This is a genomic window from Streptomyces crystallinus, from assembly GCF_039521265.1.
GTDB classification, from domain to species: Bacteria; Actinomycetota; Actinomycetes; order Streptomycetales; family Streptomycetaceae; genus Streptomyces; species Streptomyces crystallinus.
The window spans coordinates 1-14,907 of the sequence record NZ_BAAACA010000011.1; the positions used below are offsets into that span (position 1 = coordinate 1).

The window sequence follows — 14,907 nt, forward strand, 5'->3', positions numbered from 1 at the left end:
GGGTCCGGGGGCGGAGCCCCCGGGAAACCACCTTCACCCCCACCCACCCCCGGAGGGTCTAGGGAAGGGGCGGGGAGGGGCAACCCCCCTCACCCACGACTACGCGCGGCCCGAGCCACAGCCACCACCGCCCGCTCCAGGGCGTACTCAGGATCGTCCCCCCCGCCCTTCACCCCCGCATCCGCCTCAGCCACAGCCCGCAGAGCGAAGGCGACCCCGTCCGGCGTCCACCCCCGCATCTGCTGCCGCACCCGGTCGATCTTCCACGGCGGCATCCCCAGCTCACGAGCGAGATCGGCGGGCCGCCCACCCCGGGCCGACGACAGCTTCCCGATCGCCCGCACCCCCTGAGCCAGTGCACTCGTGATCATCACCGGCGCGACCCCGGTCGACAGCGACCACCGCAGCGCCTCGAGCGCCTCGGCCGCCCGCCCCTCCACCGCCCGGTCGGCGACGGTGAAGCTCGACGCCTCCGCCCGCCCGGTGTAGTAGCGCCCGACGACCGCCTCGTCGATCGTCCCCGCCACGTCCGCGCACAGCTGCGACACCGCCGAGGCGAGCTCCCGCAGATCGCTGCCGATCGAGTCGACCAGCGCCTGGCACGCCTCGGGCGTCGCCGAACGCCCCAGCGCCCGGAACTCCCCCCGCACGAACGTCAGCCGTTCCGCCGGCTTCGTCGTCTTGGGGCACGCCACTTCCCGCGCCCCCGCCTTGCGCGCCGCGTCCAGCAGCCCCTTGCCCTTGGCGCCGCCCGCGTGCAGCAGCACGAGCGTGATCTCCTCGGCAGGCGCATCGAGATACGCCTTCACATCCTTGATCGTGTCCGCCGACAGATCCTGCGCGTTCCGTACGACCACGACCTTGCGCTCCGCGAACAGCGAAGGGCTGGTCAGCTCGGCCAGCGTGCCGGGCTGGAGCTGGTCGGAGGCGAGGTCGCGCACATCGGTGTCGGCGTCGGCGGCCCGAGCGGCCGCCACCACCTGCTGCACGGCGCGGTCGAGCAGCAGGTCCTCCTGCCCCACGGCGAGCGTGACGGGGGCGAGCGGATCGTCGGTGGAATTCTTCCTGGTGGCCATCGCCGTCCAGCATCCCACGCCCCACTGACAACCCCCGGCTACTCCCCCTACTCCCCCAGGGCCGGAGGCACCCCGGCCCCCTCCCCGTCCGCTCCCCCCGTCCGCTCCCCCGCCGACTGTCCCCCTCTGTCCCCCTCACCCCTCCCGATACCGGAGAATGTCCAGGTGAGCGATGTGACCCGACACGTACTCGTCCTGCCCGACCGCGACGCCGCCGACGAGGTGGCCGAGGAACTCCCCGCCCGCTTCGCCGTGGCCGAGGAGCCCCAGCTCGTACGCGACGCCCTGGCCGGCGAGGACGACGCCGAGGACGCCCAGTGGCTGGTCGTCATCGAGGACCCCGACCACCGCCTCGACCCCGCCGCCCTGAACGAACTCGCCGAGGAGTACGAGGGCTGGCTGGAGGCGCCGTAAGGCCCGGGCCCCGGGAGGCGGGGTAGGCAGGAGCCCCGGGAGGCGGGCGCGCCCCAGGCAGAGCCACCCGCAGACACCCCCACCCGCACCCCGGGGGCTCAGCCCGCCTTCGGTACGACCTGAATATCCATGTCGATGGAGATCGACGACCCGATCGCCGCGATCCCCCGCGCCAGCATGGTCTGCCAGGTCAGCGTGAAGTCCTCCCGGTGCAGCTCCGTCGTCGCCCGGCAGGCCGCCCGCGTCTCGCCCTCAAGCCCGGTCCCCAGCCCCAGGTACTGCGTGTCGAGCGTGACCGTACGGCTCACCCCGTGCAGCGTCAGCCCGCCGATGATCGCCCAGCGACTGCCGCCCCGGTGCACGAACCGGTCGCTGTAGAACTCCAGCGTCGGGCACCGCCCCACGTCCAGGAAGTCCCCGGACCGCAGATGGTCGTCGCGCAGCCGGACCCCCGTATCGATGGACGCCGCGTCGACGACGACATGCATCGCGGACTCCTCCATCCGCTCCCCGATCCGAATGGCCCCGGCGAACGTGTTGAACCGCCCGTGGATCCGCGCCAGCCCGATGTGCCGTGCCGTGAAGCCGATCTGGGAGTGCGCCGGGTCGAGCTCCCACTCCCCCGGCTCGGGCAACGCGGGCGGCTGCGCGAGTTGGAGCTTGACGTCCCCGAGCCCAGCGAGCGTGTTCTGCGCCACCACCGCGTTGCTGTGGAACGGCGTATACCCCTCCGCCGTCACCGCCAGCCGGTACTCCCCCGCCGGCACCGTCGCCATGACACTGCCGTACGGATCGGTCTCCCCCGCGAGGACCTTGCGGCCCGCGCTGTCGCTGACCACGAACTCGGCCTGCCGGACCGGCTCGCTGACCGGGTCCAGGACCCGGCAGCTGAGCACCCCGGCCGTCGGCGGAACGGCGACCGCCGCGAGCGGGCCACTCCGGGCCGTACGGGAAGAATCGGTCGAACGCCTGCCGGACCAGCGGCTGAACACGGTGCACACACTCCCGTGCGAGAAGGAACTTCCGGGCCGCGCCCGGCCAGGACATCCTCGTCACGGCAGGACTTGCGACCCTTGACGAAGATGCATTCGATCACTGATGACCCGTTCGAGGCAAACGAGACCCATATGACGTGTTGAGCAACACTGTCCAGAGAGGCCCGAATTGCTACCCCGAGTTACACCCGACGAAGCCCCACATAGCGCGCCCTGAATGCCCCGTCATGCCCTGGGCTCACGGATCAACAGATGTGCGGGGTCGATGGGTTCGCGGTCCAGGGGCGCGAGGTGGCCCACGGGCGCGCCCCGTGTCCGCCCTCACGGGCTCCGCCCCAACGGCACCGCCGTCAACCCGCTTCCCGCTCCATTCCCCCTTCCGGTCACCGCAATGGCGCCGTCCCTGTCCGTACGCAGCACCCGCGCCCCGGACGAGCCGAGCAGCGACACCGTGGCGGGCGCCGGATGGCCGTACGGATTGCCCCGGCCCGCCGAGATCAACGCCAACCGGGGCCGGATCGCGCGCAGCAGCGCGGGGTCCTGGTGGGCCGAGCCGTGGTGGGCGACCTTGAGCACATCCACCGGCGGCAGCTCCGGATGTGCCCGCAACAGGGCCTGCTGGGCGGGCGGTTCGAGGTCGCCCGGGAGCAGCAGGGTGAGCCCTTTGACCCGCACCAGCAGCGTGACGCTGGCGTCGTTCGGCCCGTCGGGCGTGCTCGCCGGCGGCGGCAGCGGCCACAGCACCTCCCAGGAGAGCCCGTCCGGGCCGCCCACCGCCCGCCGCTCCCCCGGCTGCACCGGGACGACCGCCACCCCCGCCTCGGCGGCGGCTCTGTGCACGAACCGGGCCTGCTCCGGCGGCTCCTCGAACGTCGTCGTCTCGATCACCCCGATGGCCCGGTCCCGCAACACCCCGGCCAGCCCGGCCACATGGTCGGCGTGGAAGTGGGTGAGCAGGAGCAGCGGAATCCGGGTGACGCCCAACGCCCTGAGGCAGCGGTCGGCCGGAACGGGGTCGGGCCCTGTGTCGACCACCACCGCCGACCCGTCCCCGGCCGCGAGCACCGTGGCGTCGCCCTGCCCCACATCGCACATCGCGAACACCCAGCCGGGCGGGGGCCAGCCGGTGACGATCCTGGTCAGCGGGGCGGGCCGCACCACCGCGAGCAGCAGGAGCACCGCACACCCGGCGGCCACCCACGGATAGCGGGGCAGCCGTCTGGCCAGGAACACCACGCCGACCGTCACCCCGGCCAGCAGCGCTCCGCCGCCCCAGCCGCCCGGCCAACCCGTCTGCGCCCCCGGCAACGCCGCCCCGGTCCGGGCGACATCGGCGATCCACCCCGCGGGCCAGCCCGCACACCGGGCCAGCAGCTCGGCGACCGGCATCGCGACCGGGGCCACGGCCAGGGCCGCGAACCCCAGCACCGTGGCCGGCGCCACCGCCAGCTCCGCCAGCAGATTGCACGGCACGGCCACCAGGCTCACCCGCGCCGCGAACACCGCCACCACCGGCGCGCACACCGCCTGCGCCGCCCCCGCCGCCGCCAGCACCTCCGCGAGCCTGCCCGGCACCCCGCGCCGCCGCAGCGCCTCACTCCACCCCGGGGCGATCGTGAGCAGCGCCCCCGTGGCCAGGACGGAGAGCAGGAACCCGTAACTCCCCGCGAGCTCCGGCGCGTACAGCACCAGGACCAGTACGGCGGCGGCCAGCGCCGGGACCAGCGATCTGCGCCGGCCCGTGGCGATGGCGAGCAGCGTGACGAGTCCGCAGGCCGCCGCGCGCAGCACGCTCGGCTCCGGTCGGCACACCACGACGAACGCCACGGTGATCACCCCGCCGAGCAGCGCCGTCGCCCGCAGCGAGATGCCCAGGCGCGGGGCCAGTCCGCCCCGTTCGGCAAGTGAGGCCCGGCCCGGTGGTCCGATCAGCAGCACGAGAACGATCACCAGGTTGCTGCCGGACACCGCCATCAGATGCGTGAGGTCGGTCGCCTCGAAGGCGTCCCGCAGCTCGGGCGTCACCCGCGAGGTGTCCCCGATGACCAGCCCCGGCAGCAGCGCCCGGGCGTCCGGGCTCAGCCCTTCGGCCGCCTTCCGCAGCCCAGCCCGCAACCCGGCCGCCGTCCGCTGCACGGCGGTCGGCTCCCCCACGACCTGCGGCGCCGCCCGCTCGGGCACCCGCACCACGGCCGCCGCCCACTTGTCGTCCGGCCTCGGCGGCGCGAGCCGGGCGGACACCCGCACCCGCGCCGAGGGCAGCAGCCGCTGCCACGGCTCCGGCGCGATCACCAGAACCGGCGTCCGCACCCGGTCGGCACTTCCGGCCGGGCCCGCGACCCGGGTGACCACGGCCTGGATCACCACCGACCGCCCGCCCCACGCCGCCCGCGCCCGGATCGGCCTCGGGTCGGAGGTCACGGTCAACTCGACGGTGGCGTGCGCGTACTGCCGGGCCAGTCCGGGGACCGGCCCCCGTCGCGCCTCGGCCACGTGCAGAGCGCTCGCGGTGGCCCCGGCGGCCGCGCACAGCAGTACGGCGGCGACGGCGACCCGGTTCGCCCACCAGGGCCCGGGGCGTCCCGCCCGCGCCGCGGGCGGCGCCGGTCCGGCTCCGGTCGCGCCTTCGGCACGGCCGGGCCGCGCCCCGCTCCTCCAGCGCCGAACCGTCGGCCCCAGCAAGACCCCGGCCGCCGTGAGCATGGCGACGATCCCCCAAGTCACCCATCGAGCAGGCGCATTGAGCGCCACTGCGGCAGCGGCCCAGGCGCCCAGTGCCGGTGGAACCAGGCGGAGGTCCGGCGGGCCCTCTTGGTGCGGGTTCGCGGCGCCGCGCGCGCTGTCCGACTCGACGTGGACCACGGCCCTGTTCATGGCCGCACCAAGGGCCGGAGGTCCTCGAACCGGCGGTCCCCGATCCCGTTGACCTCCCGTAACTCGTCGACGGACCGGAAGCCGCCGTGCTCGGCGCGGTAGTCGACGATGTGCTGGGCGAGCACGGGACCGACCCCCGGCAAGGTGTCGAGCTGGTCCACCGTGGCGGAGCTGAGACTGACCGGCGCACCCGCTCCCGCCCCCGCCCCGGCCGTTCCTGCGCCGCCGGCCACCGGTGCGGCCCCGTCCGGTGTCGCACCCGGCACGCCCACGACCACCTGCTCGCCGTCCGTGAGCAACCGGGCCCGGTTGAGCCCCGTGACATCCACGCCGTCCCGCACCCCGCCCGCCGCAGCCAGCGCGTCCGCGACGCGGGAGCCCGGGGGCAGCCGTCGGATGCCAGGCCGCCGCACCTTGCCGCTGACGTCGACCACGATGCCCCCGCCCGGGGAGAGCCCGGGCGCCCCGCTCGCGCCAGCCACCGGAGCAGGCGTCCGCCCCGGACTTGGGGCAGGCGCGCGGGCGGGAGGCGCTGGTCCCGTCACCCTTTCCGGGGCTCGCACCGGCTCGGGCCGCCCCGACCAGAAGTGCTGCACGGCGAACCCCACGGCGATGACCAGCACCACGCTCAGCGCGGCCAGGCTCCTCGGCGTGAGCCCGCACCGCACCTGCACCCACACGGGCAGCCGCTCCCACAACGCCGTCCAGGCCCGCTCCCGTACGCCTGGAAATGCGGGTCGGGCGGGTGCGGTTGACCGCGTGACTGACGGCGAGGGGGGATCGACCCGTGGGGGTGCCGCAAGCGGTGCGGGCTGATCAGTCGGTGGAGCCGCCGGCAGCAGCGCGGGCGGGTCGGCCGGTGGAGCCCCCGCGAGCAGCGCGGGCGGATCAGTCGGGAGGGACAGATCGGTCGATGAGAGCGGTTCTGTGCTCGGGGGCGTCGGGAGCAGCGCCTCCGCCCGCCGCCGCGCGGCCGCTCCGGCGGAGGCCCGGACCTGGGCGCCGCGTGGGCGACGGCCGTGACCATGGCGGGCACGGCCGTCCGAACCCGCGGCGCGGCCCGGCCCGCTCGTTGCGATGCGTGGTGATCGGATAGCCATGTCTCGACGGTAGGCAGCTCCTGCCGACCTCGCTGAGCAGGCTCAATTCCCGTGGATATCCCAGCCGTTGTGGATAACTCCGCCACTCGAACGGGTGGCTAAGGCCGTCTCCGCCCGGGGAACCGGTGCCCGCCCGGGCTCGCCGAGCTCGGCCGACCCCCTCGCCTCCCCAAGCTGCCCAACCGCCGGAGTCCGCCCCCCCGCCGCCGCACCCCGGCCTGCCCGGCCCGCCGCACCCCGCCTCCGGCCGGGACCGGCACCAAGGCCACAGACACGGCCACGGCCACGGCCACCGTCATAGACGCCCGCAACCCGGCGCCCGCAACCCGCCCCGCCCGCCGAAAACTCAGCGCGGCGAAACCACCGCCCCCAGCAACCCCGGCCCCGTATGCGCCCCGATCACCGCGCCGACCTCGCTGACGTGCAGGTCCGCGAGGCCCGGCACCCGCTCCCGCAGCCGGTCCGCGAGTACCGCCGCGCGCTCGGGTGCCGCGAGGTGGTGCACGGCGATGTCCACCCGGCTCGCCCCGGCCCGGTCGACGACGATCTCCTCGAGGCGGGCGATGGCCCGCGACGCCGTACGCACCTTCTCCAGCATCTCGATGCGGCCGCCGTCCAGCTGGAGCAGCGGCTTGACCGCGAGCGCCGAGCCGAACAGCGCCTGCGCCGCGCCGATCCGGCCGCCCCGGCGCAGATAGTCGAGCGTGTCCACGTAGAAGAAGGCGGAGGTGCCCGCCGCGCGCTTCTCGGCCGCGGCCACCGCCTCGTCGAGGGTGCCGCCCGCCTCCGCCGCTTCGGCCGCCGCGAGCGCGCAGAAGCCGAGCGCCATCGCGACCATCCCGGTGTCCACCACCCGTACCGGCACCGGCGCGCTCTTCGCCGCCAGCACGGCGGCGTCGTAGGTGCCGGAGAACTCGGCCGACAGGTGCAGTGAGACGATCCCGGTGGCACCGGCTTCGGCCGCGGCCCGATAGGCGGCGGCGAACACGTCCGGGCTGGGCCGCGAGGTCGTCACGGAGCGGCGTTTCTGCAGGGCCAGGGCGAGGGAGCGGGCCGAGATCTCGGTGCCCTCCTCCAGCGCCTGGTTGCCGAGGACGACGGTCAGCGGCACCGCTGTGATGCCGTGCCGCTCCATCGTCTGCGGCGGCAGGTAGGCCGTTGAATCGGTGACGATCGCGACATGGCGGGACATGAGCGGGAGGTTACCCGCCGGGGCCGCCGCACGGCAGCCCGGCCCCGGTCCAATGATCGGTTCGGACCTGGCTTGACCGGTTCGGACGCGCGCAGGCGCCCGTGCGGGGGCGGGCCGCCGCGGGCGACCGCTCACCGTTCGCCCCGCACGCCTCAGTTCGTCGTCTCCGGCTTGGCCGCCGTCTGCCAGGGATACACGGGCGCGGGCTTCGCGGCACCGATCGCCTCCGGCCACGGGGCGCGCGCGGCATCCTCGACCGGTGCCGAGGAGGCCGGGGCAGCGGACGCCGGTCCCGGGGCGCCGGTGGGGGCTCCCGTGGTGGGCCCCTTCGTCGCCCAGTCGCGCAGCGCGCCCGACTCGACCTCGATCTCCGCGCTCAACGCCGCCAGGTCGTCGTCGGCGAACTGCCGTGCCCGGTCGCGGGCCGCCCAGCGCAGCGAGTCCGCCGCGTGCGTGATCCGTTCCGTGCGCTCGCGCAGCTCCGGCATCCGCTCGGCTATGCGCCGCTTGTCGGGCTCGCGCTCCAGGCGCTTGAGCTCGTCGTCCAGCTCGTGGCCGTGGCCGCTGAGCCGCTCGAAGAGGCTCAGCGACTCCTTCAGGGACTCGTCCTGCTCCACGCGTGCGTGCAGCGAGTCCTGAGTGGCCCGCATGGAGGTACGCAGGGCGAGGCGCAGCTGGGCGAGCTCGCCGCCCACCCCGACCTGCCCCATGCTCTTGGCCCGCAGCGTCGTGTCCTCGACGGCCTTGCGGGCCTGGGTGACGGTGCGCTCCACTCCGCGCCTGGCGGCGCCGACCGCCTTCACCGTCAGATAGACGCCCAGCACGACGAAGGCCACGAACAGCAGAGCCATGATCGTGATCGCGGCTTCCATGAACGGCCTCTCGTCGTCGGTCGGCTTCCCACGCCGGCTTCCCGCACCGGCTTCTCTCCACCGTAAACGGCGCGGGCAGGTTGGGGGTTCCCGGGGAACCCCCAACCTGCCCGTAGGGGAAATCCCCCAGTGCCGCTCAGCCGTTACGCGGGAACGATGTTCACCAGCTTCGGCGCCCGGACGATGACCTTGCGGATCCCGGCGCCGCCCAGCGCCGCGACGACCGCCTCGTCGGCCAGGGCCAGCTTCTCCAGCTCCTCGTCGGAGATGGTCGGCGGGATCTCCAGACGCGCCTTGACCTTGCCCTTGATCTGCACGACGCAGGTCACGGTCTCGTCGACGACGTACGCCGGGTCGGCGACCGGGAAGTCCTGGTGGACGACCGACTCCTGGTGACCCAGCCGGCGCCACAGCTCCTCGGCGATGTGCGGGGCCAGCGGCGCCACCAGCAGCACCAGCGGCTCCGCGACCGAACGCGGCAGCGGGCCGCCCGCCTTGGTCAGGTGGTTGTTCAGCTCGGTGATCTTGGCGATGGCGGTGTTGAAGCGCATCTCCGCCAGATCGCCGCCGGCGCCGTCGATCGCCTTGTGCAGAGCGCGCAGGGTCGCCTCGTCCGGCTCGGCGTCGGTGACGGTGACCTCGCCGGTCGTCTCGTCGACGATGTTGCGCCACAGCCGCTGCAGCAGGCGGTACTGGCCGACCACCGCGCGCGTGTCCCACGGCCGCGACACGTCCAGCGGACCCATCGCCATCTCGTACAGGCGCAGGGTGTCGGCGCCGTACTCGGCGCAAATCTCGTCCGGAGTGACCGCGTTCTTCAGGGACTTGCCCATCTTGCCCAGCTCGCGCTTGACCGGCTCGCCCTCGAAGAAGAACGTGCCGTCGCGCTCCTCGACCTCGGCGGCCGGCACCGGGAAGCCGCGCGCGTCCCGGTAGACGTACGCCTGGATCATGCCCTGGTTGTACAGCTTGTGGAACGGCTCAGCGGAGGAGACATGGCCCAGGTCGAACAGGACCTTGGACCAGAAGCGCGCGTACAGCAGGTGCAGCACGGCGTGCTCGGCGCCGCCCACGTACAGGTCGACGCCGCCGTGCGGCTGCCCCTCGCGCGGGCCCATCCAGTACTGCTCGATCTCCGGGTCGACCAGCTTCTCGCTGTTGTGCGGGTCCAGGTAGCGCAGCTCGTACCAGCAGGAACCGGCCCAGTTGGGCATGGTGTTGGTCTCGCGGCGGTACGCGCGCGGGCCGCGGCCGTCGCCCAGGTCCAGGGTGACGTTCACCCAGTCCTCGTTGCGCGACAGCGGGGTCTCCGGAGAGGTGTCCGCGTCGTCCGGGTCGAAGGTGCGCGGCGAGTAGTCCTCGACCTCGGGCAGCTCCAGCGGCAGCATGGAGGCGGGCAGCGAGTGGGCGACGCCGTCCTCGTCGTAGACGATCGGGAAGGGCTCGCCCCAGTAGCGCTGGCGGCTGAACAGCCAGTCGCGCAGCCGGAAGTTGACGGTGCCCTCGCCGATGCCGCGCTCGGCCAGCCATTCGGTGATCTTCGCCTTGGCGTCGGTGACGCCCAGGCCGTCCAGGGAGATCTCCTCGTTGGCGGAGTTGACCAGCTTCGCCTCGTACGAGGCGAAGGCGTCGTCCCAGGTGGTGGGGTCGGTGCCGCGGCCGTCGGACGGCTCGACGACACAGCGCATCGGCAGCTCGAAGGCGCGCGCGAAGGCGAAGTCACGGGTGTCGTGCGCCGGCACGGCCATGATCGCGCCGGTGCCGTAGCCCATCAGGACGTAGTCCGCGATGAAGACGGGGACCTTGGCGCCGCTGACCGGGTTGACCGCGTACGCGCCGGTGAAGACGCCCGTCTTCTCCTTGGCGTCGGCCTGGCGCTCCACGTCGGACTTGGACGCGGCGAACGCCCGGTACTTGGCGACGGCCTCGGCCGGGGTGGCGTGCCCGCCGGTCCACACCTCGTGGGTGCCCTCGGGCCAGGCGGCCGGGACGATCGTGTCGACCAGCTCGTGCTCGGGCGCCAGCACCATGTAGGTGGCGCCGAACAGGGTGTCCTGGCGGGTGGTGAAGACGGTGATCGCGTCGTCGCCCACGGCGAAGTCCACGCGCGCGCCCTCGGAGCGGCCGATCCAGTTGCGCTGCTGCAGCTTGATGGCCTCGGGCCAGTCCAGCGCGTCCAGGTCGTCCAGCAGGCGGTCCGCGTAGGCGGTGATCCGCATGTTCCACTGGCGCAGCTTGGCCTTGAAGACGGGGAAGTTGCCGCGCTCGGAGCGGCCGTCGCCGGTGACCTCCTCGTTGGCCAGCACGGTGCCCAGGCCCGGGCACCAGTTGACCGGCGCGTCAGAGGCGTACGCCAGGCGGTAGCCGCCCAGAACGTCGGAGCGCTCGGCGGCGCTCAGCTCGCTCCACGCGCGCGTACCGGGAGCCTGGCGCTCACCGCTCTCGAACTGCGCGACCAGCTCGGAGATCGGGCGGGCCTTCTTCGCCTCGGTGTCGTACCAGGAGTTGAAGATCTGGACGAAGATCCACTGGGTCCACTTGTAGTAGTCCGGGTCGATCGTCGCGAAGGAGCGGCGCCGGTCGTGGCCCAGGCCCAGCCGGCGCAGCTGCGCCTTCATGTTCTCCATGTTGGCCTCGGTGGACACGCGCGGGTGCGTGCCCGTCTGCACCGCGTACTGCTCGGCGGGCAGGCCGAAGGCGTCGAAGCCCAGCGTGTGCAGCACGTTGTGGCCGGTCATGCGCTGGTGGCGGGCGAAGACGTCCGTGGCGATGTAGCCCAGCGGGTGGCCGACGTGCAGCCCCGCGCCCGAGGGGTACGGGAACATGTCCATGATGAACTTCTTGGGCCGGGCGACGACCGCCGGGTCCCCGGCCAGGTCACCGCTGGGGTTCGGCGCCGCGTAGGTGCCGTCGGCGTCCCAGAAGTCCTGCCAGCGTGCCTCGATGTCGGCGGCCAGGGTGGCCGTGTAGCGGTGCGGCGCTACCGGCTCTGCGGCAGCGGGGTTCGTCTCGCTCATGATTTTGAAGCTCCATCGATCGTCTCTGCCAGCGGCTGCGACATTCACCAAACGAAAAAGCCCCTCGCACAGGAGGGGACGCCGCGCCGATTCCGACCGGCTCTATCCACGGTCGGGACTGATCAGCGCGGCTCGCTAAGCAGAAGGCGTACGGCACGCATGGCGTCAGGGTACCGCAGGCCCCGCACGGCCCGCACTGAGCGTTCACGAGGCGCCCCAACGAGCGCGGCCGGAAGAGGTTACTCCGCGTACCGACCTCTTCTGGGGCAACCAATCAAACGCCGTACTGCTTGGTATGAGGCGACCTAGCATGCGGCCACGGGACCACTTTGCTGAACGTTTCGGAGTCGCCCCATGAACCCTCACAGTCCCCGCTCCACCCCGACACTGAAAATCCCGTCCCTGAAGGGACGGGTGAAAGGAGGGGCGTCCGGCGCGCTGCTGGTCGCCTCGGCGGTGCTCATACCGGTGCTCGCCGCCGCGACCGGCGGCGGCTTCCGTGCCGCGCTGGACTTCACCACCGGCGTCCTGTCGCTGGTCTGCCTGACCGCCTCGGTCGCCTGGGGCCTGCTCGCCACCGACCGGCTGCTGATGACGACGCGCCACCGGCTCGTCGCCCAGGCCGTGCACCGCGCGACCGCGGTGTCCTCCATCGGCTTCCTCCTGGTCCACATCACCGTCAAGATCGCGGTGGGTCATGTGGGCCTGCTCGGCGCCCTGGTCCCCTTCGGGCTCGGCGTCACCGGCTCCGACGGCCTGATCGGCCTCGGCTCGCTCGCCGCCGTCCTCATGGTCGTCACGGCCGCCACCGGAGCCCTGCGCAGCGCCTTCGCCAACCCCGACCGGGTGGCCGGCCACTGGCGCTCGGTGCACATGCTGGCCTACCCGGCCTGGTGCTTCGCGCTGGTCCACGGCCTGTACGCGGGCCGTCAGGCGGCCGGCTGGGTCGTCACGCTGTACAGCCTCTCGCTGGCCGGGGTGGCCGGCGCCCTGGTGCTGCGGTCCCTGCCGCGCCCGGCGCGCCGCCGTGTCACCCGCTGGCTGGCGCCGCTCCTCGCGCGCGTGGAGACGGCCCAGGCGATCGCCCCGGACGCCTCCACCCCCCAGGCGCACCCGGCGGACCCCGCCTCGACCCGCTACGAGGCGCCCGCGCCGCATCCGTACCCGACGGACGCGTTCGCGACCGACCGCTTCACCGCCGAGCGCGAACCGGCCGACCCGCTCCCGGCCGACCCGTACGGCGGCCAGGAGCTCCGCGGGGCCGAACAGCCGCGTGCCGTGTCCGGGCCGGCGCCCGCGTCCGGCATCTCGGCCGCCTACCGCGCGGTCTCCCTGGCGCCCGCCCCGCCCCAGTACGCCCCGAGCTGGCCGACGCCCACCCCGCGTCCGCCGGAGAACATGCCGCTCCAGGAGAACGGCTTCGCGGATCTCGGCGGCAGCGGCCTCGACGGCACCGACCTCACGGGCACCGATCTCACGGGCACCGCCTACAGCGCCGACTACGGAAGCGCGGACTACGGCTCCGCCGACTACGGAGGCGCCGGCTTCGGCGGCCCTGACCTCGGCAGCCCTGGCCTCGGCGGCGACGGCCTCGGCCGCCAGGACTTCGGCGGCTTCGACGAGACCGCGCCGCTGCCGACCGTCCCCTACGGAGACGACGGCGCCGCCTACCAGGCCCCCGCGCCGCAGACCGACCCCTCCCCCCAGCCCAGCCCGTTCCACCAGCCCGTCGCCGGTGAGCCCTGGAACAGCCCCGCAGGAGACCGCCCGTGAACGCGCCACTGCCCGACGTCCCCGAGGTGCGGGTCGTCGGACTCCCGCAACTGACCGCGGGGTTCGACCTCGTCGAGCGGCTCGGCCTCGACATGCACCTGAAGGTGCACGGCCCGCTGGAGCCGGTGCCCGGCGAGCAGCTGGCCCAGCTCGCCGAGGACGTCTCGCTCAACGGGCGCGGCGGGGCCGGGTTCCCGTTCGCCCGCAAGCTGCGGGCGGTCGCCAAGTCCGCGATCCGGCGGGGAGTGCGTCCGGTCGTCGTGGTCAACGCGAGCGAGGGAGAGCCCGCCTGCCGCAAGGACACGGTGCTGGTGAACCGTGCCCCCCATCTGGTCCTGGACGGCGCTCTGCTGGCCGCTGAGGCCCTTGGAGCCCGCACTCTGGTCGTCGCCGTGACCCGGGATTCCACGGAGGCCTCGATCCGGGCGGCGTTCGCCGAGCGGGGTCTCGCCGACCGGCGCGGCAGCGCGCTGCGCGCGCGTGTGGTGCGCACCCCGGAGCGGATGGTCTCCGGCGAGGCCTCGTCCGTGATCCGGGCGGCGGGCGGCGGACCCGCGCTGCCGCCGGGGCGCAAGGTACGCGCCTCGGACACCGGCATCGGCGGCGCGCCGACGCTGCTGTCCAACGCGGAGACGTACGCGCAGCTCGCCGTGGCCGCCCGGGTGGGCCCGCGCCGCTACAGCCACTCCGGGCTGCCCACCGAGCCCGGCACGGTCCTGCTCACGCTCTCCGGGGCGGTGGCCCGCCCCATGGTGGTGGAGGTGCCGACGGGTGTGCCGCTGCGGTACGTGCTCCAGCTGGCCGGGGCCCCGCCGGTGCCGCAGGGCGTGCTGACCGGCGGCTACCACGGCAGCTGGCTGGACGCGGCCGCCGCGCACGACGCGGTCATCTCGCGGGACTCGCTGGCCGCGCTCGGCGGCGCGCTCGGCGCGGGCGCGATCCTGCCGATCGGGCCGGAGACGTGTCCGCTGGGCGAGGCGCTGCGGATCGCCAACTGGCTGGCGGCCGAGACGTCGGGCCAGTGCGGCCCGTGCCGGCTCGGTCTGCCGGCCGCCGCGGGCGGTCTGGCGGACGTCCTCAACGGCGGCGGCCCGGCCGCCCTGGAGGCGCTGCGCGAGGTGACAGGGGCGGTGAAGGGCCGCGGCGCCTGCAAGCACCCGGACGGCTCGGCCCGCTTCCTGGCGTCCACCGTCAACGCGTTCACCGACGACCTGGCGGCGCACGTCCTGGGCGGCGGCTGCGGCCGCCCCACGCTGGGCCTGCTGCCGCTGCCGGGCGACGGCTACCAGGAGGAGGGCATCCCCAGCGGCGAGAAGGTGCTGGTCGACTGGACGCTGTGCGAGGGGCACGGGCTGTGCGCGGACCTCATCCCGGAGCTGATCCGGCTGGGCGCCGACGGCTACCCGGCGGTGGCCGACGCGACCGTCCCGATGCATCTGCGGGGGCGCGCGCAGCGGGCGGTGCGCCGGTGCCCCGCGCTGGCGCTGCGGATCGAGGGCGCGCCCGCCGAGCTGCCCGCGCTGGCCGCCCCGGCCCGCAAGGCCCTGGGCAGCGGCCGCGGTTGACCCGCTGAGCCGTGACAACAAGAAGGTGG

Annotated in this window: 10 protein-coding genes; 3 read left to right on the plus strand and 7 right to left on the minus strand. The window is 74.0% G+C overall.

Going from position 1 to position 14,907, the window contains the following annotated elements:
- Positions 1–89 precede the first annotated feature (89 nt).
- Positions 90–1,076, minus strand: coding sequence for a DNA polymerase III subunit delta (gene holA, locus ABD236_RS09405; RefSeq protein WP_344072350.1), 987 nt, complete (start codon positions 1,074–1,076; stop codon positions 90–92).
- 165 nt (positions 1,077–1,241) lie between these two features.
- Between holA and ABD236_RS09410 the strand changes: the two genes are divergently transcribed.
- On the plus strand, positions 1,242–1,490 hold the full coding sequence (locus ABD236_RS09410; RefSeq protein ID WP_344072352.1) for a hypothetical protein: 249 nt from the start codon (positions 1,242–1,244) through the stop codon (positions 1,488–1,490).
- A gap of 98 nt (positions 1,491–1,588) precedes the next feature.
- On the opposite strand, the gene ABD236_RS09415 is transcribed toward ABD236_RS09410, so the two are convergent.
- The 6 genes from ABD236_RS09415 to leuS all read right to left on the minus strand — a co-directional run bounded on the left by ABD236_RS09415 (position 1,589) and on the right by leuS (position 11,540).
- Positions 1,589–2,482, minus strand: a complete 894-nt coding sequence (locus tag ABD236_RS09415) for a YceI family protein (protein WP_344072354.1) — start codon at positions 2,480–2,482, stop codon at positions 1,589–1,591.
- A 324-nt stretch (positions 2,483–2,806) separates the two neighbouring features.
- Positions 2,807–5,359, minus strand: coding sequence for a ComEC/Rec2 family competence protein (locus ABD236_RS09420; protein ID WP_344072356.1), 2,553 nt, complete (start codon positions 5,357–5,359; stop codon positions 2,807–2,809).
- The gene (locus ABD236_RS09425) at positions 5,356–5,841 is read right to left on the minus strand and encodes a ComEA family DNA-binding protein (protein WP_344072358.1); all 486 of its coding nucleotides are present in this window, start codon (positions 5,839–5,841) and stop codon (positions 5,356–5,358) included. Before ABD236_RS09425 ends, ABD236_RS09420 begins: the two co-directional genes overlap by 4 nt.
- A gap of 964 nt (positions 5,842–6,805) precedes the next feature.
- Positions 6,806–7,651: a DegV family protein gene (locus tag ABD236_RS09430; protein ID WP_344072360.1), complete on the minus strand. Its 846-nt coding sequence runs from the start codon at positions 7,649–7,651 to the stop codon at positions 6,806–6,808.
- 152 nt (positions 7,652–7,803) lie between these two features.
- Positions 7,804–8,523 (minus strand): hypothetical protein, encoded by a 720-nt coding sequence (locus tag ABD236_RS09435; protein ID WP_344072362.1) that lies wholly within the window; start codon positions 8,521–8,523, stop codon positions 7,804–7,806.
- A gap of 143 nt (positions 8,524–8,666) precedes the next feature.
- The gene (gene leuS, locus ABD236_RS09440) at positions 8,667–11,540 is read right to left on the minus strand and encodes a leucine--tRNA ligase (RefSeq protein ID WP_344072364.1); all 2,874 of its coding nucleotides are present in this window, start codon (positions 11,538–11,540) and stop codon (positions 8,667–8,669) included.
- A 354-nt stretch (positions 11,541–11,894) separates the two neighbouring features.
- Here leuS and ABD236_RS09445 point away from each other — a divergent pair, with 354 nt between their 5' ends.
- Positions 11,895–13,313, plus strand: coding sequence for a ferric reductase-like transmembrane domain-containing protein (locus tag ABD236_RS09445; RefSeq protein ID WP_344072366.1), 1,419 nt, complete (start codon positions 11,895–11,897; stop codon positions 13,311–13,313).
- Positions 13,310–14,878 carry a ferredoxin gene (locus ABD236_RS09450; protein ID WP_344072369.1) on the plus strand — a complete coding sequence of 523 codons (1,569 nt, stop codon included), beginning with the start codon at positions 13,310–13,312 and terminating at the stop codon, positions 14,876–14,878. Before ABD236_RS09445 ends, ABD236_RS09450 begins: the two co-directional genes overlap by 4 nt.
- The last annotated feature ends 29 nt before the right edge of the window (positions 14,879–14,907 follow it).